Here is a 20,859-nt window from a genome sequence, read left to right as displayed (position 1 = left end):
CTCCTGCCACCGAACTCGTCGGGTCACCGCTGGCTCACCCTGATCCTGAACTGGTCGAAGGCGACCGCCGACAGCAGGAGGGCTCCCAGGATGATCTCCTGCCAGAACGACTGCACGCTCAGCAAGTTGAGGCCGTTGTCGAGCAGTCCGATGATGAAGACCGCGACGATCGTGCCCATCATGGAGCCGCGGCCGCCGCTGAGGCTGGCGCCGCCCAGGATGACCGCGGTGATCACTTGCAGCTCGAGCCCCTGAGCGGCGATAGGTGACGAGGCCCCGAGCTGTGACACCAGGATCAGGCCAGCGAGGATCGCGCTCACCGCCGACAGCAGAAAACCGACGACGATGTTCCTACTGACCTTGATGCCGGCGAGGCGGGCGGCCCGATCGTCGCCGCCCATTGCGTAGATGTGCTTCCCGAACCTAGTGTATCGCAGGACCAGGTGGTAGAGCAACGCGACGAAGGCGAACATGTACGCCGAGAGTGGCACGCTCAGGATTCGGTTGGTCCCGAGCCCACCGAACCCGTCGAGAATGAGCGTCTGGCCTCCGGAGACCAGTTTGGCGGCGCCCCGGAAAGCGGCGAGCGTCGCCAGGGTTGTGATGATCGAATTGACCCGGAGCACGACCACCCCCACCGCATTGATGATCCCCACCAAGAGGCCGGCGCCGATCGCGGCGAAGATGGCCAGCGTCATCGACGTGGGGGCCACATTCGCCATCACCATCCCGACGAACACGGCGCAGGAAGCGACCGACAGGTCGACCTGTCCGGCGATGAGCAGCATCGTCGCAGGGGCGGCGATGATCCCGAGCACCGCCACGTTGGTGACGACGTTGACCAGATTGTTCGGTCTCAGGAGGAATTCCGACTGGATCGAGAAAAAGGTGCCGAGGGCGAGCAGCACCACGAGCAATGCGGCCCACTCCGGAACGCGCCCGAGCCGCGATCGGGTTCGAACGTCCGGCTCAGCGGTGTTGGCGGGACTCGACGCCTTGGTTGTCCTCACCGTTGATCTCCTACGTCAGCACCTCGGTGGGGCCATCCTTCGTCCTGTTGAAAAGGGAACCCCGGGCCCTTCGCTGGAAAGGGCCCGGGGTCCTTGTGCACTCAGGCTTCCATCGAATCTCGGTCGCTAGCCCGCTAGCCGCAGGTCTGGTCTGGATAGAAGTCGGTGAACGGCGCAGTCGGGAAAAGGTCCGTTCCCAGGATCGCGGGGTTGTTCGTCAGCACGATGTGGTTGACGAACAACGGATCCGGGATCGGGATCCCCTGAGCCGCCGCGATGGCTGCCGGAACCGTCGTCCGCCCGTACCGCTCCGGGAAGTACGCCGTGTCGGCGACCCAGCTCTCGTCACAGACGATCCGGTTCCAAGAACTCTCGTCTGCTCCCTGCGCGGTGCCGAAGACCTGACCGTCCCGACCCGCCGCCTCAGTCGCCGCGATGGCGCCGAGGAACATGTCGTCGTTGGTCGAGGCGACGGCGATGACTTCGGCATCGGGGTGAGTGGTGAGCCAGTCACCGAAGTTCACCCTCGCCTCGTCCACGGCGATCGACGGCACGTCGACGAACGTGAACTTGTCCTCGGGGATCTCCCCACAGATCTCCTCGAACCCCGCGACGGCGCCGTCTCCGCGCTCGATGACCACCTGACCCGCGGCCAACGCGTTGAGCAGCACGAACTCGTCGTACTCGCAGTCGAAGTCGGCCTGGATGTGAAGTCCGGTCGAGGCTCCGGTCATGAAGCCCGCCCGGAAGTTGTCCGCCCCGAAGAACGAGGTCTCGCACGTCTGGTGGATGTCGATCGAGATGGTCGGCTTGTTGCCGTATGCCTCACAGATCTCCGCAGCGGCATCCTCGAACAGGTTGAAGTTGATGACCACGTCAACCTCCTGAACACCGAGCGTGCGCGCGCACTCGAGCGACTTGGTCGGATCCACCTCGCCGTCGCAGAACACGAATTCGGCACCGGCGATCTCGGCCTGCTCGCGGATGTTGTCGGAGACGAGCTTCACGAACGGGATGGAGTCGCCGAGCGAGATGTATCCGATCTTGATGCCTTCACCCGAGCCGGGCTCGGCGCCGACGTCGATCAGGTCGGCCTCCGTCAGCGCCGACGGGGTGGTCGTGGTCTCCTCGGGCGCCGCGGTCGTCGTCGTGACCTCGGGCGCCGCGGTCGTCGTCGTGACCTCGGGCGCCGCGGTCGTCGTGGTGACCTCGGGCGCTTGAGTCGTCGTCGCGGCCTCCGTCGCCGCCGTCGTCTCTTCCGCCGCCGGCTCGTCGCCGCTGCCACACGCAGCCGCGACCATGGCGAAGACGACCGCCAAGAGAACCACCAACGACGGTGGCTTGATCCTCATTTGATTTCATCCCCCTTGTCTCATCGAGACGGCAGGCCGTCTCGCCCGTCGGAGCACTCAATCGGTGGATGGCCAACGGCCGTGACCTTGCGACTTTGGCGGGATTCGTAGGGCGCTCCTCCAGAATGCTGTTTCGGACTCCCGGGTGCTCCAAGGTCAACACCAATCCCGGAGACTGTAGCCGCACTGCGCGACTCGCTCCAAGTGCGATCACCAGTCGTTTGCCCGGGCCATCGTCCTCTCGATCAGCGATCGACAGCACGGGTAGCGATACGTCAAGGTCAGAATCGGACAGTGCGCCAACCGGGTGGAGCGCGCCGTGACGGTGAAGCGGGCAATTCTCGGCACGATCAGCGCATGGCCCCGAAGGCGAGCCTCCTCCTAGCCTCGCGCCAGGTCGGGAACTTCGGAGCCGGCACCTCTGAGCGCAGGAACGCCGAGGCGGCTCGGTCGGCGATCTCGTCGAAGACGACCATCGAGTGCAGGTGGGCACCGGACCGGACGAAGTCGTCGATCGCCGCGGGCTCCCGCCAGATGGACTGGGTGTAGAACCGCAGCCGCAGGAAGTCGGCCCTCCGCCGATAGCGGACCACACCAGGGTCGTCTCTCAGCTGGGCCTTGATCTCACCGTTGATCCCGAAGAAGCGCCGAAGGTGCCGCCAGCCCCTCAACTGCAGCCGGGTCACGACAACAATCAGCGGCTCCCGGGCAACGTCGTCACCGGCCATAGCGAGTCCTCCCCAAAGAATGTCAGCCGGCGAGCCGCTCCGACGGGCTGTCGCGCGGGATTCTTGCGCGATTGTCGGAGGCCCTGCCGGCGGCGGCGCTGGCGTTCAGCCAACCGGGCGGGAGGCCTTGGTCCTCGGCCAACCACTCGCCTGCGAGGGTTCAAAGGATGATCGCCTCGAGGAGCATCGCCCGATGCCCCGCGTACTCGTCGGGCTTGAGGCCGCCAGCAGAGACGACGTCCACATCGACGCCCAGCAGCTCCGCGAGGGCGCCTTGGAGGCGCGCCAGGTCGAACAGGGACGACCCCGTCTCGAACCTGGCCAGGAAGTCCACGTCGCTGGCGGGGCCGTCATCGCCGCGGGCCGCCGAGCCCACCAACGCGATGGAGGTGGCCTTGTTGGCGGCCGCCGCGGCCTTGATGGCCTCGCGGTGGGCGCCCAGGACGAGTTCACGCCGAGTCACGGGCCCAGAGTACCCGGCGAGGGCGACACCGGCCCGCCGTGGGAGGGTCGGCGCGGGTCCGTTCCCCGCTCGCCGCCCACCCACGCACCATCGCCGAGCAGTACGAGCTGTGCTCCCCCGCGCTGGACCACCTCCCCGGTCCGGCCCCGGACCCGACGGCGCCCGACCTCAGCCCCTAAGGGGGACAGCCGAGCCAGCGAGGCCCGCAGAGAGGATCGGGCGATCCACCGCGCCTGCTCAGCGGCTACCTCGATGAGCAGGCGGCAGTGGTCGCTGGGGCCCCACTCTTCGACGGTGTTCAGAGCGCGCGCCGTGACCTCGTTGTGGAAGCCGCGTGAGGCGAACACGTAGTCGAGTTGAATGTTGGCGTCCGCTGGTTTCCTCGCCACCGTGTGGTAGGTGGGCACGTTGCGGGTGTCGGCAGGCAGCCACTCCGGTGTCGGCTCCGCCCGCCGGCCGTTGGGGTGCTGGGGCCCCAGGAACTCTAGGCCGAGGGCCGTCATCCGGTCGAAGACGGTGCGCTCGCGGGCCGTGAGAGGGTCGGCAGCGGCCGGTTTGTAGTCCATGTTGAGGTCGCCCGCGGCGAGGATCCGATGCGTGCCGGGGTCGAAGTCTCCGATGAAGGCCGAGAGGTCCGACAGAATACGATGCGCCGAGCCGTCGGGCATTCCCACCGACCACTTGGACTTGGTCGTCTCATGAGGTCTCAGCCACCGCGCGTACATGGACACCGCCACGAACGGCTTCGAGCCGTCGCGCGGCCGGACCCGGGCGGGCGGTTTGGGGTGTTCGTCGTCGCTGGCGCGGCTGGGGTCGTCGTCGTGGTGGTGGGTGCGGCAGGGGGCGGCGCGGCTGCACTCGGCGCGGCTGCCCCTCAAGTTCGATCAGCGGACATCAACCGGCGGGGGATCGTTCATTTCGGCACCTGCTCACCGGTAGGGTGAAGCCGAATCTAGCCGGGTCAAGGAGCGCCGAACCGGCGGCTCGCCCGGTCAAGCACGCAAGGGATTCCAATGACTATCGACCTTGCCGGTAGCCCGTACAGCATTGAAGACACTGGCGGCTGGGTCATCGACAAGGCAGCAAGACTCCAGCAGCGCGCGGACTTACTCCGTAGCCAAGGACGGCTCACGGAACAAACCCTGCGCGCCTACTTCGGCGACAAGCGCTTTGAACAGATCGCCGAGTCGAACGCGATCGAGGGAAGCACGCTCAGTGTCGGCGAGACTCAGGCGGCGATCCTGCGGGGTGTCACGATCACTGGACACGATCCGGCTTACTCAGAAGCGGCGATCAACCTGTCGAGAGCACTCGAGCGCATGGTCGAACTCGCCCACGACGACACGGCAAGCGATATTGCACAGGTAAAGGAACTGCACGCCTTGATTCTCGGCGGATCGACAGCCGGCCTCTTCCGATCCGAACAGGTTCTCATTGCCGGCTCCCCTCATGTGCCTCCCCGATCGTGGGGGGAGGTCATGTCCTCCATGGAGGGTTGGGAGGAGTGGTCGGGCAAGAACTCGTCCGCTCCTGCACTCCTACGAGCCGTCGTACTACACACATGGCTCGCTCACATTCATCCATTCAGCGACGGGAACGGACGGACCGCGAGGGCGGTCATGAACCTGGAACTGATCCGATCCGGCCTCCCGAGCATCATCATCCGCCGAAAGGATCGGTCGCGATACTACGAAGCTCTAGCGGAGTCCGACCTCGGAGGCGACCTAGGGCTAATCGCGGAGTTGATCTTGGCGCGCGCCGAGGACGCACTCCGGGATCTTGAGCGCACCGCGACAGCCCAACGGGGCTATGACCGGACACAGGCGGAACTGCGCAAGGCCCAAGAGCGCCAGGTCGCAATCTGGAACGACGCGGTGCGTCTCCTCTTCTCGCTTGTCGACGATGCCCTCAGACGAGATCTGGGCGACATGGGCCAAGTATCGACACACTGGTACGAAGATGAACTGCTGCTTGACGACTACGTCGCTCTATCGCGCGGGGATCCGGCGGGCAACTCTTGGTTATTCCGGCTATCGACTGACGTGCCGGGATTGGCAAGCCGTCGCTACTTGGCATGGACGGGTTACCGCAGCGTCGAATTGCGCTCCGGAGGCAAAGTCGGACACGGCCCTTCCATCTTGTGGTCAGTCCCGGATCAATCCGGCTTTCGCAAGTGGACGATGGACGATCTGCAATCCCCGGGGGTCGCGGAATTCACACTGCCGCTGCCGAAGGCAGACAAGTGGATCGCGAGACTTCCCGATGGCCGGATTGCGCGACTCGCGCCAAGTACGATCGCGAATCGAATTGCGCGGGCCATCGTCATGTCGATCAGCAATCAGTAGCCACTATTGGAACGATACGAACACCGGCGTCGGGGTGAGGTTCAGCACTCGATCCGGCGTGGCCATCGGGGAGTCCTCGTCGTAGAAGTTCTTCCAACCCCAGTAGAACCCGCCAGCATCGGGCAAGGCGGTCAGGACATCCCATGTGCCTTGCTTGGTCCCTGGACTGCCGTGACCGTCCATGTGGATCAGCACCGCGAGCTCGGGGGGAGTCTCGATCCTATGACGGTTCGTGATCATGGAGACATGGAATTGGTGAACGATGAGCAGCTTCTGGGGGAGGGCCTCCTCCCGCACAAGAGCGGCCAGCCACTCGGAGACCTGGTTGATCTCCGCCGCGTCCACCGTTCCGACTTGGACCATGTGGACCTGGTTCGGCTTGAGTCTCCACTCCGGATCCAGCGCGAGCCCGACATGGGGGAGGCGAAGGAACTCCTCGTAGATCTTCGCCTGGGTCAGGAAGTCGGTCCGTCCCGGCTGCAGATCCAGGACCACGTACAGATCGTTGGCGGCCGCGACCTCGACCCAGGGCCTGATCACATCCAGAGCGGTCACCCTCGAATAGTCCCCGTCGGCACCGGGGGCCGCGGACGCGACGGTGGCAATGACCTCGAAAGTGCCCAGGACGCGGAAACCGTCCGCGTCGTAGCCGGCGACGATGGAACCGAGGCGTTCGACGCCCCCGCCGGGGCCCTGCTCTCCCAGGACTCCGAGGCCTGCCGACTCCGGATGGCCGTACATGGCCACGAGGCGGCGACCGGGCTCGGATCCGAACATAACCAGCCCACCGCCGGGTATCTCATGGCCCCGACGGATGACGTCCATCTGCCAAGCCGCATCCTCACCGAAGTCCGAGAGCAATTCCACCTCCGAAGCGGCGGAGATCGTCTCCCTCGCTTCCGGGGAGGCCGCTCGGAGATCACCGGCCAGAGCGACCACCCCGACGCCGATCCTGTGGCCGAGGGCTGCCAACGGCGCGGCCACCTCAGCGTCGTCGACGATCCACACGCGGTCATAGGGCACTTCGGGCGGTGCGAACGTCGCCTGCTGATCCACCGGTACCGGTTCGAAGGCGAAGCCGGCGAGCGCGGGGGGAAGGATCCGCTGGTCGAACCCGGCGGCCACGATCCGCTCCGGAGCGAGACGCCTGATCTCTTCCAGCAGAGGGGCGTCGAACCAGGAACCGACTAGGAGCAGCGGGCCTCGAATCCCGCGGGACAGCAGCGTGGAGATCGCGTCGGTATTCGTGGCGAACGCCAGACCGACCTCGTGGGCGCAGTCGTACATCGCCTGCGACAACTCGATGCCGGCCGCCGCAGGAGAGGTGTCGGTGATTCGAAGATCCTCCGGAATCCGCTGTGGACAATGGCGCTCCGGTTCGGTGGACGCGGTTGTGCCCTGAGCTTCCGACGCGGTCCCTTGCGTCGAGGCATTCTCTCCGGTGACCCCGGCCGAGGTTGAGTTCGCATCGGAGGGCGCCAGCGCCTCCGGCGTATCGGTGGTGCGTGCATCCCCCGGGGCCTCGATGCCGGGCAAGTCGGACAACACCACTGCCAGGAGAAGTGCCGCCAGGACGGCGAGCAGCGCCAGCGAGCGGCGGGAGAAGGGCCTCCGCATCGGGTATCGAGAGACCCGGCACCACCAGGAGCCGATGCGCATCGGATCGAGTCGAACTCTCAACAAGTGCTCCTGCGATGCTCAATCGGGCTCCCGCGTAGCTTGACAGTACGCCTGACCCGGCGGCTGTTCGTGCATGGTGGCACCGCGGCCACCACGATCATCGCACGGGGTCCTCGGGCTCCTCGCCCGGCGGCGGCTGCCGGCGGGCGCGCAGCCAGCGGTCGTGGATCTCCTGCTCGACGCCGTGGGGCGACGGCTCGTAGTACACGCCTTCGCCGGCTTCGTCGGGGCGGTGCTGCTGGGGGCGCCAGCCGCGGGGGTCGTCGTGGGGGTACTCGTAGCCCTCGCCGTGGCCCAGTCCCTTGGCTCCCCGGTAGTGGGCGTCGCGGAGATGCGGGGGCACCTCGCCACGGCGGGAGCGGACCTCCTCGCGGGCCCGGCTCAGGGCGACGGTGACCCGGTTGGACTTCGGAGCCGTGGCCAGATACACGACCGCGTGCGCCAGGTTCAGGGCGGCCTCGGGCAGCCCCACGTACTCCACGGCGCGGGCGGCGGCGTCGGCCACCAGCAGGCCCTGAGGATCGGCCATCCCCACGTCCTCCGACGCCAGGATCACCAGGCGCCGTGCCACGAAGCGGGGATCCTCGCCGGCCTCCAGCATCCGGGCCAGCCAGTACAGGCCGGCGTCGGGATCCGATCCGCGGATGCTCTTGATGAAGGCGCTCGCCACGTCGTAGTGGTCGTCGATGCCGTACCCCATGGCGGCGGCGTCGACCGCCGCCTCGGCGTCGGCAAGGCGCACCTCGGGTGGCTCGGCGCGCTCGCCGGCGAGGGCGACGGCCACCTCCAGGGCACCCAGGGCGGCCCGCCCGTCGCCCCCCGCCCGCGTCACGAGGTGCTCCAAGGCGTCGGGGGCGGCGCCCGCACCTGTCGCCTCCAGGCCCCGCTGCAGCAGCACGCCCAGGGCCTCATCGTCGAGGGGGTGCAACCGGAAAAGCGTCGAGCGTGACAGCAGCGGCGGGTTCACCTCGAAGTAGGGGTTCTCCGTGGTCGCCCCCACGAGCACGATCAGCCCGGACTCCACCGCCGGCAGCAGGGCGTCCTGCTGCGCCTTGTTGAAGCGGTGCACCTCGTCGAGGAACAGGATGGTGCCCTGTCCGTGTTCGCCCAGGCGCTGGGTGGCCGCAGCCAACTCGGCGCGGACATCCTTGACGGTGGCGGAAACGGCGCTGCGGGCGACAAACGCTTTGGCGGTGCTGGCGGCGATGACCTCGGCGATCGTCGTCTTGCCGGTGCCGGCCGGTCCCCAGAGCACCAGCGACGACACCCTGTCGGCCTCGATGAGCAGGCGTAGCGGGGCGCCCGGACCCAGCAGGTGGTCCTGGCCGACGATCCCGTCCAGGGTCCGGGGACGCAAGCGGGCCGCCAGGGGTTGGCGGCGTATCCCCTCGCGGCGGGCCCGGTCGGCGAACAGACTGTCGGCCATCGGCTACGAGTCTGCTGAAGATTCGCCGGTCATACAGGCCGGCGCCCTCAGGAGGGGCGGAGGCGAAGGCCGAGTTCGGCCAAGTGGGCAGGCTCGACGGGACCCGGCGCGCTCGTCAGCGGGTCGGCACCCGATTGGGTCTTCGGGAACGCGATCACCTCGCGGATGTTCTCCTCGCCCGCCAGCAGCGCCGCCAGCCGGTCGATGCCGAAGGCGAACCCGGCATGCGGCGGCGCCCCGTAGCCGAAGGCCTCCAGCAGGAAGCCGAAGCGGCGCTCGGCCTCGTCCGCGTCGATGCCGAGGGTGGCGAAAACCTGCCTCTGAATGTCGGCGTCGTGGATCCGCACGCTGCCCGAGCCCAGCTCCCAGCCGTTGATCACCAGGTCGTAGGCCTGAGACCGCACCCGCAGCAGCGATTCGCCGCCGCCCCGCACGAGGTAGTCCAGATCGTCGGGATGCGGCATCGTGAACGGGTGGTGGGCGGGTTGCGGGTTCCCCTCCTCGTCGATGTCCTCGAACAGCGGGAAGTCCACGACCCACAGCGGCGCCAAGCCGCCCTCGGCCACCGGCGGGCGCCCCAGCTCCAAGCGCAGCAGGCCCAGCACCCGGTTCGCCACTCGCCGCTCATCCGCGATGAGCATGATCATGTCGCCGGGTGCGGCTTCCAGCCGCTGCGGCAGAGCCGCCTGCTCCTCGGGCGACATGAACTTGCTGAGCGCCCCGTCGAGGGCCAGCGCACCGTCCTCGCCGGCCTCACCGATCCTGAACCACGCCAGACCCTTGGCCCCCCAGCGTTTGCAGGCGGCGGTCAGCTCATCGATCCGGTTGCGGCCCATGTCGGCCCCCCCGGCGACCGTGATGCCCTTGACGCACGGCACCTGGAAGACCCGCGCCTGCGTTGCAGCGAACAGGTCGGTGCAGTCGATCAACTCCATGCCGAAGCGGGTGTCGGGCTTGTCGCTGCCGTAGCGCTCCATGGCATCGTTCCAGGTGATGATCGGCACCTCGCCCAAGGGGGAGCCGGTCACCACGTCCACCGTGTGGCTGACGGCGGTGGTGATGAAGTCGAGGACCTCATCGGCGCCCACGAAGGCGGCCTCGGCGTCGAGCTGCATGAACTCGAACTGCCGGTCCGCCCGCAGGTCCTCGTCGCGCAGGCAGCGGGCGATCTGGTAGTAGCGGTCGAGGCCGCCCACCATGCAGAGCTGCTTGAAGAGCTGCGGGCTCTGCGGCAGGGCGTAGAAGTCGCCCGGGTGCAGCCGGGAGGGCACCACGAAGTCCCGCGCCCCCTCGGGGGTGGAGGCCACGAGCATCGGCGTCTCGATCTCCACGAATCCCTGCGCGTCCATGGCCTCCCGGATGGCGGCGTTGACCCGAGCCCGGATGCGCAGGTTGCGCTGCATGCGCGCCCGGCGGAGGTCCAGGTAGCGGTAGCGCAGTCGGAGGTTCTCGTCCACGTCGCCGTGCAGCGGGATGGGCATCGGCTCGGCCCGCTTGAGGATCTCGGTGCTGCAGTCGCCGATCTCCACCTCGCCGGTGGACAGCGCCGGGTTGGCCGTGCCCTCGGGCCGCTCCCGCACGATCCCCGCGATGCGCACGACGTACTCGCTGCGGGCGTCGATGCGCTCGTCCACGACGCACTGCACGACGCCCGTGTGGTCCCGCACGTCCAGGAAGGCCAGATGCTCGCCGTGGGTGCGGCGCCGGTCCACCCAGCCGCAGACGACGACGGGACTGCCGGCGTCAGCGGCGCCGAGCTCGCCGCAGTAGCGGGTCCGCATGCCTCTCGCCTCGTTCACGGCGCGCTCCCCTCTGCGGCGCCCCCGGCCAGCAGCCGGGCCAACTCGGCCGCGACGTCGGCGCGGGGGATCCGCCGCTGGACCGACGCCGGCACCTCCGCGGCCTCGTGGCCGCGCATCCGGCGCAGCGACACCACCCCGCCGGCCAACTCGTCGGGACCGACCAGCAGCGCCCAGCGCGCCCCGGAACGGTCCGCCGCCTTCATCTGCGCCTTCATGGAGCGGCCGTCGAAGGCCCGCTCCACCCGGACGCCTGCCCGGCGCAACTCCTCGGCCAGCAGCGTGGCCTCCCGACCGCCGGTCACGTCCACCACGAACACCTCCGCCGCTCCCGAGGGCGCCGGGAAGGTGTCCTCGGCGTCGCAGGCCAGCAGCAGGCGATCCACGCCGAGCGCGAAGCCCACGCCCGGTACCTCGGGACCGCCCAGATCGGCCACCAGACCGTCGTAGCGACCGCCGCCGCCGACTGCGTCCTGGGCGCCGTCGAGCGCATCGGAGGCCAGTTCGAAAGCGGTGCGCCGGTAGTAGTCCAGCCCCCGCACCAGCCGAGAGTTGCGCTCGAAGGGAATGCCCAGCGCCTCCAGTCCGGCCAGCACCGCGGCGAAGTGCTCGGCTGCCGCCGGGCTCCAGTAGTCCTCGATGCCCGGGGCGCCGGCCACGACGGCCCGGTCCTCGGGGCGCTTGGAGTCCAGCAGGCGCAGCGGGTTGCGACCCAGCGTCTCCCGTCCCTGCGCGGACAACTCACCCGCCCGCTGCTCGAAGTAGGCGGCCAGCGCCTCCCGGTAGGCGGCCCGGTCTGCGCGATCGCCCAGGGAATTCACCACGAGGCGCAACCGCCGGAGACCGAGACCTGCACAGAAGCGCCACGCCAGCGCGATCACATCCACGTCAGCCTGCGGGTCGTCGCTGCCGAACAGCTCCGCTCCGACCTGGTTGAACTGCCGGAAGCGGCCTGCCTGGGGCTTCTCGTAACGGAACTGCGGACCCTCGTACCACGCTTTCCACGGCAGCGGGGGCCGGTGCTGCACGAAGGCCCGGGCCAGCGAAGCGGTCAACTCGGGGCGCAGCGCCAGGTGCCGGTCGCCGGGGTCCCGGAACTGGTACATCTCCTTGGAGACGATGTCGGTGGCCTCGCCCACGCGCTGGAACACTTCGATCTGCTCGAACATCGGCGAGACGACCTGGCCGTAACCCCCCAGTTCGGCAACGGTGGCGAAGGCGTCCACCAGGGCGCGCAGCCTCGCGGAGTCCGGCGCCAGGATGTCGCGCGTGCCCCGCGGCGCCTGCAGTGACATGGCGCTCAGATGTCCAGATCACCGAAGAACAGGGCGATCTCCCGCGCGGCGGCGGCCTCGCTGTCGCTGCCGTGCACGAGGTTCTCGGTGACCTCCAGGCCGAAATCGCCGCGGATCGTCCCCGGCGGGGCGCCTGCAGGGTTCGTCGGGCCCATCAGGGTGCGCACGATGGCGTAGGTCTCCTCGGGCCCCTCCAGCACGAGGGCCAACGTCGGCGAGCGGCCGATGAAGTCACGCAACTCGGCGTAGAACGGCTTCTCGACGTGCTCGGCGTAGTGGCGCGCCGCCAGGTCGGCGTCGATCTGCAGGAGCCGAGCCGCGGCGATCCGCAACCCCTTGCGCTCGAACCGGCTCAGGATCTCGCCCACGAGGCCGCGCTCGACCGCGTCCGGCTTGCACAGCACCAGCGTTGCGCCCATCTTTCCCGCTCCGATTCGCTCCGAGATACCCCGCCCGGGGACCGGGAGTCAGGCTACCTGCGCCGGTGGGGCCCGGGCGGGAGTCCGGGTGCCGCGGACCGGGCGAGGGCCGCCGCTGCCACCGCCGGCGCTCGCCTGCGTAATCGATCCGGCTCCGCCCCGGCGTCCTCCGCCCTCCTGCTTCCACACGGACCGTACGAGTCGTTCTTCCCTAGAAGCTCCAGGTGGTGGCTGATTCGATCGTTTCGGCGCTGCGCGCGGCACCGGCCACGTAAAGGGAACCCGACACGAAGACCAGGTCGCCGTCGGCCGCTTGCGCCCGGGCGTGCCGGACGGCGGCGGCGGGATCCTCGACGGCCTCGCAGCGGATGCCCGCCTCGCCGGCGATGCGGGCCAGTTCTACCGCAGGGATGCCGCGGGGCGACGGTGCGGTGGTGGTGACGAGCAGTTCGCAGCGGTGGGCGCCGATCTCGGAGAACATCCGCCCCGGGTCGCGCTCGCGCATCATGCCGATGACCATGAAGGTGCGGGCCGCACCGGCGAAGTCCTCCTCGAGCGCGACGCGGGCGGCGGAGGCCCCGTCGGGGTTGTGCGCGCCGTCGACCACGGTCAGCGGCGCCCGCCCGACGACCTCCAGGCGCCCCGGCAGCCCGGCGCCGGCGAACGCCTCGCTGACCACTTCGGTGGGCAGCGGGGAGTCGAAGAACGCCTCGCAGGCGGCCAACGCCAGCGCCGCGTTGTCGCCCTGATGCCGGCCGTGCAGCTCCAGGAACACGTCCTCGTAGCGACCGGCAGCGGTGATGTCCAACATCCTGCCGCCCAGGGCCAGGTCGTTGCGGGCGCAGGCGAAGTCCTCGCCCCGCAGGACCGTCCGGGAGGGTCCGACCTCGCAGAACACCTCGCGGAGAGCCGGATCGGTCTCCCCGAGAACCAGCACCGCCCCGGGTTTCACGATGCCGGCCTTCTCCCACGCCACCGCCGCCCGCCATCCGGGACCGCCGTCGGTGTGGTCCTCCCCCACGTTCGTGACCACTGCCACGTCGCCGTCGACCACGTTGGTGGCGTCGTAGCGTCCCAGCTTTCCGACCTCCACGACGGCCACGTCCACGGCGGTGTCGGCGAAGCAGCGCAGCGCCGCGCCGGTCATGATCTCGAACCAGGAGGGTTCGAGCCCGGCGGCCTCGACCACCCGCCGCACGTCCCCCAGCAGTCCGGCGAGCATGTCGTCGGTGACGGGGGTGCCGGCCAGCTGTATGCGCTCGTTGATGCTGCTGACATGCGGGCTCATGTAGGTCCCGGCGTACAGCCCCCTCGCCGCCAACAGGCGGCTGATCAGGTGCGCCGTGGATCCCTTGCCGTTGGTACCGGTGATGTGGACCGCCGGGAAGTCCCGCTGGGGGTCCCCCAACACCGCCGCCAGCGACCGCATCCGGTCCAGCGACAGACCGTGCACCTTTCCGGCGGCGGCCTCCAGGTTGACGTGGCGGTCCAGCCACGCCATGGCATCACGCAGTGTCATCGCCGGCGGGGAACCGCTCCACGGCGTCGTGGGACAGACGAATCACGCAACGGATGGCGTGGGACAGCCCAGGCTCAGGAAGCAGCGCGCCTCGAGGCCTCGGCGGGACGCAGGCGTGGAACCAGGGTGGGGTTGGCGTTGGCGCGAACGGTGGCGGCGTCGATGACGCAACGCTCGATGTCGGTGCGCCCCGGAAGCTCGAACATGAGGTCCAGCAGTACCTCTTCCATGACAGCCCGCAGGCCGCGGGCCCCGGTGCCACGGGCCATTGCCACTTCCGCCACAGCCTCGAGGGCCTCCTGTGTGAACTCCAACTCGACGTTCTCGTACTCGAACTTCTTGCGGTACTGCTTCGTGAGGGAGTTCCTGGGCTCCACGAGGATGCGCACCAGGGCGTCCTGCTCGAGGTTCGACACGGCGCCCACCACCGGCAGCCGCCCGACCAGCTCGGGGATCATGCCGAAGCGCAGCAGGTCCTCCGGCTGCACCTTGCTGTAGAGCTCGCCGAGGTCCTTCTCCTCGATCGGGCGCACGTCCGCGCCGAATCCGACTCCCTTGCGGCCGATGCGGTTCTCCACGATCGTGTCGAGGCCGGCGAACGCCCCGCCGCAGACGAACAGGATGTTGGTGGTGTCGATCTGGATGAGCTCCTGGTGCGGGTGCTTGCGTCCTCCCTGGGGCGGCACCGAGGCGGTGGTGCCCTCCAGGATCTTCAGCAGCGCCTGCTGCACGCCCTCGCCGGACACGTCCCGGGTGATCGAGGGGTTCTCGCTCTTGCGGGCGATCTTGTCGATCTCGTCGATGTAGATGATGCCCGTCTCGGCCCGCTTCACCTCGTAGTCGGCGGCCTGGATGAGCTTCAGCAGGATGTTCTCGACGTCCTCGCCCACGTAGCCGGCCTCGGTGAGGACCGTGGCGTCGGCGATGGCGAACGGCACGTTCAGGATCTTCGCCAGGGTCTGGGCCATGAGGGTCTTGCCGCAGCCCGTCGGGCCGATGAGCAGCACGTTGGACTTGGCCAGCTCCACGTCCTCGCCGCCGCCGGCGGAGGTGCCAAGCTGGAGGCGCTTGTAGTGGTTGTAGACCGCCACGGAGAGGATCTTCTTGGCCCGCTCCTGGCCCACGATGTAGTCGTTCAGGAACTCGAAGATCTCCGCGGGCTTCGGCAGGTCCCCCATCGGGACCTCCGGCGGTTCGAGCTCCTCGCGGATGATCTCGTTGCAGAGATCGATGCACTCGTCGCAGATGTAGACACCGGGACCGGCGATGAGCTTCTTGACCTGCTTCTGGGTCTTCCCGCAGAAGGAGCACTTGAGGAGTTCGCCCTCACCAAGCTTGGCCAACAGTCCTCCTCCTGCTGCTCGTGCTGATCGGTCGGTTCCTGATCGTTCGGTTCACGGCTCGGCGCGCGCCTAGGGCACGGCGCTGATCCTCGGCGGCTCGTCCGCGCTGGTCGTGAGGCCGCGAGACTCGATGATCTCGTCGATTATCCCATATTCCTGCGCTTCGGCCGCGGTCATAACGTAGTCACGGTCGGTGTCGGTCTGGATCTTCTCGAGGGTCTGGCCGGTGTGGCGGGCGAGGACCTCTTCGAGCTGCGTCTTGAGGCGCTGGATCTCCCGGCTGGCGATCTCGATGTCGGAGACCTGACCGTGCGCCCCGGCGTAGGGCTGGTGGATGAGGATGCGCGAGTGCGGCAGAGCCAGACGTTTGCCCGGCGCGCCGGCCGCCAGCAGCACCGCCGCGGCGGAGGCCGCCTGACCGAAGCAGATCGTCGTCACGTCGGGGCGGATGTACTGCAGGGTGTCGTAGACGGCGAACAGGGCGTTGATGTCGCCGCCCGGTGAGTTGATGTAGAGGCTGATGTCCTTGTCGGGGTTCTCCGACTCGAGGTGCAGCAGCTGGGCGCACGTGAGGTTGGCGATGGTGTCGTCGATCGGCGTGCCGAGGAACACGATGTGCTCCTTCAGCAGGCGGGAGTAGAGGTCGAAGGCCCGCTCGCCGCGCGTCGTCTGCTCGATGACGGTGGGGACCAGGTAGTTGCGGGGTGCGGTCACGGGCCGGCGGCTCCTAGCGCCTCTGTGCCCGGCGACGCAGCCACGAGCTGCGGGCGTCCTCGGGCGCATCTTCATCTGTAGAGGATACGGCCCGGGCCTCGCCCTGCGGCACGTTACCGGGATCGCCGGCTCCGGGCCCGTCGCCGCCGGCCGCGAGACCGGTGTCCGGACCCGAGTCGACTGCGGGGCCGGCTGACGGATCGTCGCCGGAGCCGTTCCCGTCGAGTTCGCCGCCGTCGGCATCCTCCTCGTCGAGACCGCCGCCGTACTCCCCGTCGAAGAGGTCCAGGGTCACGGCGCCGTCGGGCCCCGACGAGGCGACGGCGCCGAGGCCCTCGGCGTTCGGCCCCGAGAGCAGTTCGCCGGCGATGCTCGCGCCGTCGGGGTCGCGCAGCGCAGCGTTCTCCGCCAGCCATTGGAGGGCGAGTTCCTTGCGGAGCCCGGCGCGCATCGGAGACCAGCCGCCGCTCTCGTCCAGCTTGCGGCGGAACTCCTCGGGGTCTAGTTCCATGAGCGCAGCGACGCGGTCGGCCTCGTCGGCCAGATCGGCGTCGGTCACCTCCAAGGCCTCCGCGTCGGCCACTGCCCGCAGCCCGAGATCGAGCCGCACGCTCGCCTCGGCATCTCGGCGCACCTCTGAGTGCAGCTGCTCCTCGGGTACGCCGCGCGCGGCCAGGTAACCCGCGAGGTCGCCTTGGTGGTCCCCCAGCACCTTCTGCAGCCGCTCCAGGCGCCGATCGGCCTCGGAGGCCACCAGAGCCTCGGGCAGGTCGGCCACGACGAGTCCGGCAACGGCTTCGGCGACCTGCTCGCGCAGCAGCATCCTGGCCCTCGCACGCTTCTCCTCCCCGAGGCGCTCGGCGAGGTCGTCGCGCAGCTCGGCGACCGTCTCGAACTCGCTGACCGAGCGGACCAGGTCGTCGTCGAGGTCGGGAAGGATTCGGGCCTGCACCTCCTTCACCAGGATGCGGAACCGCAGCAGATCCTCGACGGACTCATCGGGGTGGCGGGCGTTGAACTCCAGGATGTCGCCGGGGCGAGCGCCGCGCAGGTTCTCGTCGATCTCCGGGACGACGGCGCCCGATCCCACCTCGTAGGTGTAGTCCGAGACGGTCAGGCCCTCCACTTCGACGCCGTCCTGTCTTCCGACCACGTTGATGGTCACATGGTCGGTGTCGATGGCCGGTCGCCCGACCGTCTCCAACTCGCTGAACTGCGCACGCAGGTTGTCGACGGCCAGCTCGACCTCGTCGTCGGTCGGCAGCGGGCTCGGAATCTCCACAGCCAGCGTGTCGTAGCCGTCCACGCTGACCGTCGGGCGCACCTCGACGAGCGCCTCGAAGGTCACCGGACCCTCTTCCTGCCCTGCGGTGATGTCGATCTCGGGCGGGGCGATGACGTCCACGTCGTGGCGGACCACCGCCTGCTGGTAGTAGGCCCCCAGGGCGTCCTGCATCGCCTCGGCACGGATGTACCCGGTTCCCAGGCGGGCCTCCAGGACCTTGCGAGGCGCCCGACCGGGCCGGAACCCGGGGAGACGCACCTGGCGGACGATCCGGCGGTAGGCGGCCTCCTCGGCCGCGTCCATCTCCTGGCGGTCGAGGCTGATCGAGATCCTGACCTTGCCGTCGTCGGCCTGCGCCAGCGTGCTCTCCACGGCAAAAACCCTACCGGCGCGGTCGGATTCGCCCCCTCTGGGGTCCCGGGGCCTCCCGCCGCTCTCCCCCGGGTCGCATCAGCGTGGACTCCCGCACCCGGACCTGCGCCGTGGCCGCCGGGGACCGCCCGCGGCCTCGCTAGCCTGATCGAGGCCCGCGGGCGTAGTTCAACGGTAGAACCTCAGCCTTCCAAGCTGATGACGGGGGTTCGACTCCCCTCGCCCGCTCACCGCCCTCGCAGTGAGTCAGGTCACGTCGGGAGATTGTCTCTGCGGCCGCGCTGACCTGGCGTGTCGTTGCAGATCCTTCGGCAACCTCCAGCTAGCGGCCATCCAGGACAACCGGTGCGCTGTCAGAGGTCGATGCCGTCCGGCAGCGTCGGTACGCCCGACTGCACGTCGACGGCGCCGATCAGCAAAGCGTGACTGTCCCGCTGCGCCACGGCCTCCTCGAGCGCCGGGCCGGGTTCAGTCCTCTGTCGCAGGTGCGCCGCCAGCAGCGCGGTGATCTCCGCCGCCATCGCCGCGTAGGCAGGCGCGAGACGCCCGGCGTCGGCATGGAGCACGTCCGCGTCGTCCGGGTAGGTGTTGCGCTCACGCCACGCGGACAGCACGTCGGGGTCCACGCCGTGGCGGTCGAACACGGCCGCCGCCTCCGGGCGCGCCGCGTCGGGCACGAGGCCGAGGCCCCTGGCGATGCTGTGGCCCGCGCGCTTCATCTCCTTCTCGGTCGGAGCGGTCTCGCCGTGCAGCACGGCGAGCGCCTTCAGGGAGGTCTCGGCGGTCAGTGCCGCCGCGGTGCACAGGGTCGCCAGACGCTGGAGGCGTGCGCGTTCCTGGCGGGCCGGCGACAGATGCGGATCCGACTCGGCGTGGCCCCGGGTTGCGGCGGCGGCTACGTCCCGCAACCGCGGGACGACCCGGGCGTCGAAGTAGCGCAGTGCCTGCTGCGGATCGCTCATCGGCAACACCATCTCCTTGCCCCAATCCACGGGGCGCCCGTCGGCGGCGGCCGCCACCGGAACCGCCTCCACGGCGATCCTGCGCTCGAACGACGTGGACACCCGTTCCACGCGGGCCCGCCACTCCGGGCGGTCCGTCACGTGCACCTGCACCGGCCACGCCACGACCGCCCCGGCCGTCGCCTCCAGTTCCTGTCGGCGCACGCGGCGCTCGGAGTAATCCAGATCAGCGAAGATCGCCACCAGATCGATATCGCTGAACGAACTCGCCGTGCCACGGGCGACCGACCCGAACAGCAGCACCTCGTCGACGCCAGCGGCGAGCAGCGCCGCCGCCGCGGCCTCCGCATCCTCCCGAGTCGGTGCCTCAGGTGGCGCAACAACCGCCATGGGGCCAGTCTACGCGGCGGCGAACAGGCGACGTACATCTCGCTCGCCCCGAAACGCTTTCCCGAACGCTTCGACATCGACACCTGGAGAACGGCCGCATTTGACGGTGCCCGTCGGCCCAGACGGATGTCGACGGGCACAGGAGGTTGGATGTCGTAGGGGTAGCGAACCCGCACACTGGTCGTATACAAGTGGCCGGGGGTCAGGAGCACTCGACATCGACGCCGTCGAACGTGCTGTCGAACTGGGGCCCGAGGTAGATCGTCACGATTACTTCCGAGCGACTGCCGGACCACAGTTCGTTGCTCCATTCGCCGATGCGTCGCCCGTCGCGAGTGAGGTGGACTTCACAGTAGGTGTGCGACGATGAGAGGCCGCCGACGACCACGAAGTACTCGTCCCGGTCGTCAGACCAGTAGCTATCGGCGACATACAGACCGCTGCGCGGCGCCGGCGCTGCCTGGGGGGTGCCTGCGGAGGTGAGGTCGATGGGGCTGCTGCGCAGCCAGCGGCCGACTTCGGTACCAGCGGGGAAATAGCGGGCCCTCGGCAGGAGGCGGTCGCCCCAAGTGCCGTTCAGCTGCTGCTGGATGCCGAACTCAACGCGACCATCTTCAAGGCGCTGGGCGACGATGCGGATCGTCACCTCGGATTCCTGACTCCCGACCGCGGTGGCGGGTACGAGCGCGCCCAGCGCGACGAGCGCGGCAAGGCTGGCGAGCAGTCGGCGTCTCACGGGTGGCTCCCTTCGAGGGATTGAGCATCGTTTCGCCGTCACGATACTCGGAGACCGAATCCGAAGGGAGCCGCGAGACGTGCTCGTCGCGGCGTCCGATCGTCATTCAGGGGCTTGGCGACCGCGGTGACGTCAAGTGCGCGCAGGGTCCCAGGCGCTCGCGATCACGCCTCCTCCTCGGGCACCGCAGCGATTCGCGGCCCCCACCCCGAGTCGGGCGGCAGGTCAACATAGATTGCGACTCTGAGGTGGCCAGTCTCCACGCCGTGGCCACAACAGGCCGACCTCACTTCGACGTCCGAGCCCAAGTCCAAGTGCCCAATGCACGGGTCGTGGACATCCGCCCAATCCTCGAACACGCAGTCTTCGTGGTCACAGGGGCGGAACTCAAGCCCACAAGCGGCGCACGCCCGGTCGTCCCCAGCAACTTCACCGGTGTCCGCCCAGCGGACCAAGCGCACCTCAGGGTCCCAGCCGGGCGGGTCGTGTTCCGAGCAGTAGGCACGGTACCCATGGCGCCAAACTCTCCGCTGGGGATCGTTGCTCTCCTGTTCGTGCAGGGGATTGTGGGGATTACCTGGCTGTTCTCCAGTCACAGATGTTCTCCGCCCCCGGCACCGACAGGTCGTCGGGTACGGCAAGCGGTGCCTCCAGCGCGCGACCCCCGCGCCACGGAGCGTACGACCAGCCGAAGCGGTAGTCCGCCAGCAGCGCGTCGCGCTTCGCAGAGGTGAACGAGGGGACCGCAGCGGCCCTCTGAACGGGTCGCCGTTCACATTGAGGGCGGGAAAATCGGGCAGTCGGCATCAAGAGTGTGGACGCGGTGCGAGTCAGCGCTCGCGTCGGCCTGCTGAGGAGGAGAGGGCCGCCGACGGATCCGCCAGATCGGCGTTGATCTGCTCGACAAGTTCGGGGTGACGCAACAGAGCGGCTTCATGGGCCGACATCACGACCGCCGGGGTGAGGACGAGGGTTCCATCAGGTTCCTCGTGTGCGAGGTAGCGCTCATGTATCGACTTCT

17 protein-coding genes and 1 tRNA gene are annotated in these 20,859 nt (G+C 68.8%); 2 read left to right on the top strand and 16 right to left on the bottom strand.

Going from position 1 to position 20,859, the window contains the following annotated elements:
* Positions 1–23: 23 nt before the first annotated feature.
* The 5 genes from OXG55_06865 to OXG55_06845 all read right to left on the bottom strand — a co-directional run bounded on the left by OXG55_06865 (position 24) and on the right by OXG55_06845 (position 4,431).
* The gene (locus OXG55_06865) at positions 24–911 is read right to left on the bottom strand and encodes an ABC transporter permease (protein ID MCY4102965.1); all 888 of its coding nucleotides are present in this window, start codon (positions 909–911) and stop codon (positions 24–26) included.
* Positions 912–1,144: 233 nt separating this feature from the next.
* Positions 1,145–2,362: a substrate-binding domain-containing protein gene (locus tag OXG55_06860; GenBank protein ID MCY4102964.1), complete on the bottom strand. Its 1,218-nt coding sequence runs from the start codon at positions 2,360–2,362 to the stop codon at positions 1,145–1,147.
* A 350-nt stretch (positions 2,363–2,712) separates the two neighbouring features.
* Entirely contained in the window at positions 2,713–3,090 is a 378-nt protein-coding gene (locus OXG55_06855) for a hypothetical protein (protein MCY4102963.1), read from the bottom strand.
* Between the two features lie 160 nt (positions 3,091–3,250).
* A complete protein-coding gene (locus tag OXG55_06850; GenBank protein ID MCY4102962.1) occupies positions 3,251–3,553 on the bottom strand; it encodes a nucleotidyltransferase domain-containing protein in 303 nt (100 codons plus the stop codon).
* Positions 3,550–4,431 (bottom strand): hypothetical protein, encoded by an 882-nt coding sequence (locus OXG55_06845; GenBank protein ID MCY4102961.1) that lies wholly within the window; start codon positions 4,429–4,431, stop codon positions 3,550–3,552. Before OXG55_06845 ends, OXG55_06850 begins: the two co-directional genes overlap by 4 nt.
* A 135-nt stretch (positions 4,432–4,566) precedes the next feature.
* On the opposite strand from OXG55_06845, the gene OXG55_06840 reads away from it, so the two are divergent.
* Complete coding sequence (locus OXG55_06840) at positions 4,567–5,898, top strand: Fic family protein (GenBank protein ID MCY4102960.1); 1,332 nt, start codon at positions 4,567–4,569, stop codon at positions 5,896–5,898.
* 3 nt (positions 5,899–5,901) lie between these two features.
* Here OXG55_06840 and OXG55_06835 read toward each other — a convergent pair whose 3' ends face one another.
* The 9 genes from OXG55_06835 to tig form a co-directional block, all read right to left on the bottom strand.
* Entirely contained in the window at positions 5,902–7,557 is a 1,656-nt protein-coding gene (locus OXG55_06835; GenBank protein MCY4102959.1) for a hypothetical protein, read from the bottom strand.
* 118 nt (positions 7,558–7,675) lie between these two features.
* Positions 7,676–9,004: a replication-associated recombination protein A gene (locus tag OXG55_06830; GenBank protein ID MCY4102958.1), complete on the bottom strand. Its 1,329-nt coding sequence runs from the start codon at positions 9,002–9,004 to the stop codon at positions 7,676–7,678.
* A gap of 47 nt (positions 9,005–9,051) precedes the next feature.
* Positions 9,052–10,785 (bottom strand): aspartate--tRNA ligase, encoded by a 1,734-nt coding sequence (aspS, locus tag OXG55_06825; protein MCY4102957.1) that lies wholly within the window; start codon positions 10,783–10,785, stop codon positions 9,052–9,054.
* A gap of 14 nt (positions 10,786–10,799) precedes the next feature.
* Entirely contained in the window at positions 10,800–12,098 is a 1,299-nt protein-coding gene (gene hisS / locus OXG55_06820) for a histidine--tRNA ligase (GenBank protein MCY4102956.1), read from the bottom strand.
* A 5-nt stretch (positions 12,099–12,103) separates the two neighbouring features.
* Positions 12,104–12,517, bottom strand: coding sequence for a nucleoside-diphosphate kinase (gene ndk / locus OXG55_06815; protein MCY4102955.1), 414 nt, complete (start codon positions 12,515–12,517; stop codon positions 12,104–12,106).
* A 211-nt stretch (positions 12,518–12,728) separates the two neighbouring features.
* Entirely contained in the window at positions 12,729–14,036 is a 1,308-nt protein-coding gene (locus OXG55_06810) for a Mur ligase family protein (protein MCY4102954.1), read from the bottom strand.
* Between the two features lie 74 nt (positions 14,037–14,110).
* Positions 14,111–15,379 carry an ATP-dependent Clp protease ATP-binding subunit ClpX gene (clpX, locus tag OXG55_06805; GenBank protein ID MCY4102953.1) on the bottom strand — a complete coding sequence of 423 codons (1,269 nt, stop codon included), beginning with the start codon at positions 15,377–15,379 and terminating at the stop codon, positions 14,111–14,113.
* Between the two features lie 69 nt (positions 15,380–15,448).
* The gene (locus OXG55_06800) at positions 15,449–16,072 is read right to left on the bottom strand and encodes an ATP-dependent Clp protease proteolytic subunit (protein ID MCY4102952.1); all 624 of its coding nucleotides are present in this window, start codon (positions 16,070–16,072) and stop codon (positions 15,449–15,451) included.
* A gap of 34 nt (positions 16,073–16,106) precedes the next feature.
* Positions 16,107–17,750 carry a trigger factor gene (gene tig / locus OXG55_06795; GenBank protein ID MCY4102951.1) on the bottom strand — a complete coding sequence of 548 codons (1,644 nt, stop codon included), beginning with the start codon at positions 17,748–17,750 and terminating at the stop codon, positions 16,107–16,109.
* Between the two features lie 157 nt (positions 17,751–17,907).
* Here tig and OXG55_06790 point away from each other — a divergent pair.
* Positions 17,908–17,978, top strand: a tRNA-Gly gene (locus OXG55_06790).
* A 125-nt stretch (positions 17,979–18,103) separates the two neighbouring features.
* Here OXG55_06790 and OXG55_06785 read toward each other — a convergent pair.
* Both OXG55_06785 and OXG55_06780 read right to left on the bottom strand, forming a co-directional pair.
* On the bottom strand, positions 18,104–19,102 hold the full coding sequence (locus OXG55_06785) for a nucleotidyltransferase domain-containing protein (GenBank protein MCY4102950.1): 999 nt from the start codon (positions 19,100–19,102) through the stop codon (positions 18,104–18,106).
* 202 nt (positions 19,103–19,304) lie between these two features.
* Positions 19,305–19,838 (bottom strand): hypothetical protein, encoded by a 534-nt coding sequence (locus tag OXG55_06780; protein MCY4102949.1) that lies wholly within the window; start codon positions 19,836–19,838, stop codon positions 19,305–19,307.
* Between the last annotated feature and the right edge of the window lie 1,021 nt (positions 19,839–20,859).

Source organism: bacterium (assembly GCA_026708055.1).
Taxonomy (GTDB): domain Bacteria; phylum Actinomycetota; class Acidimicrobiia; order Acidimicrobiales; family CATQHL01; genus VXNF01.
Note: the sequence above shows the minus strand (reverse complement) of the source record. Positions and strands in the feature narration are given on the sequence as shown.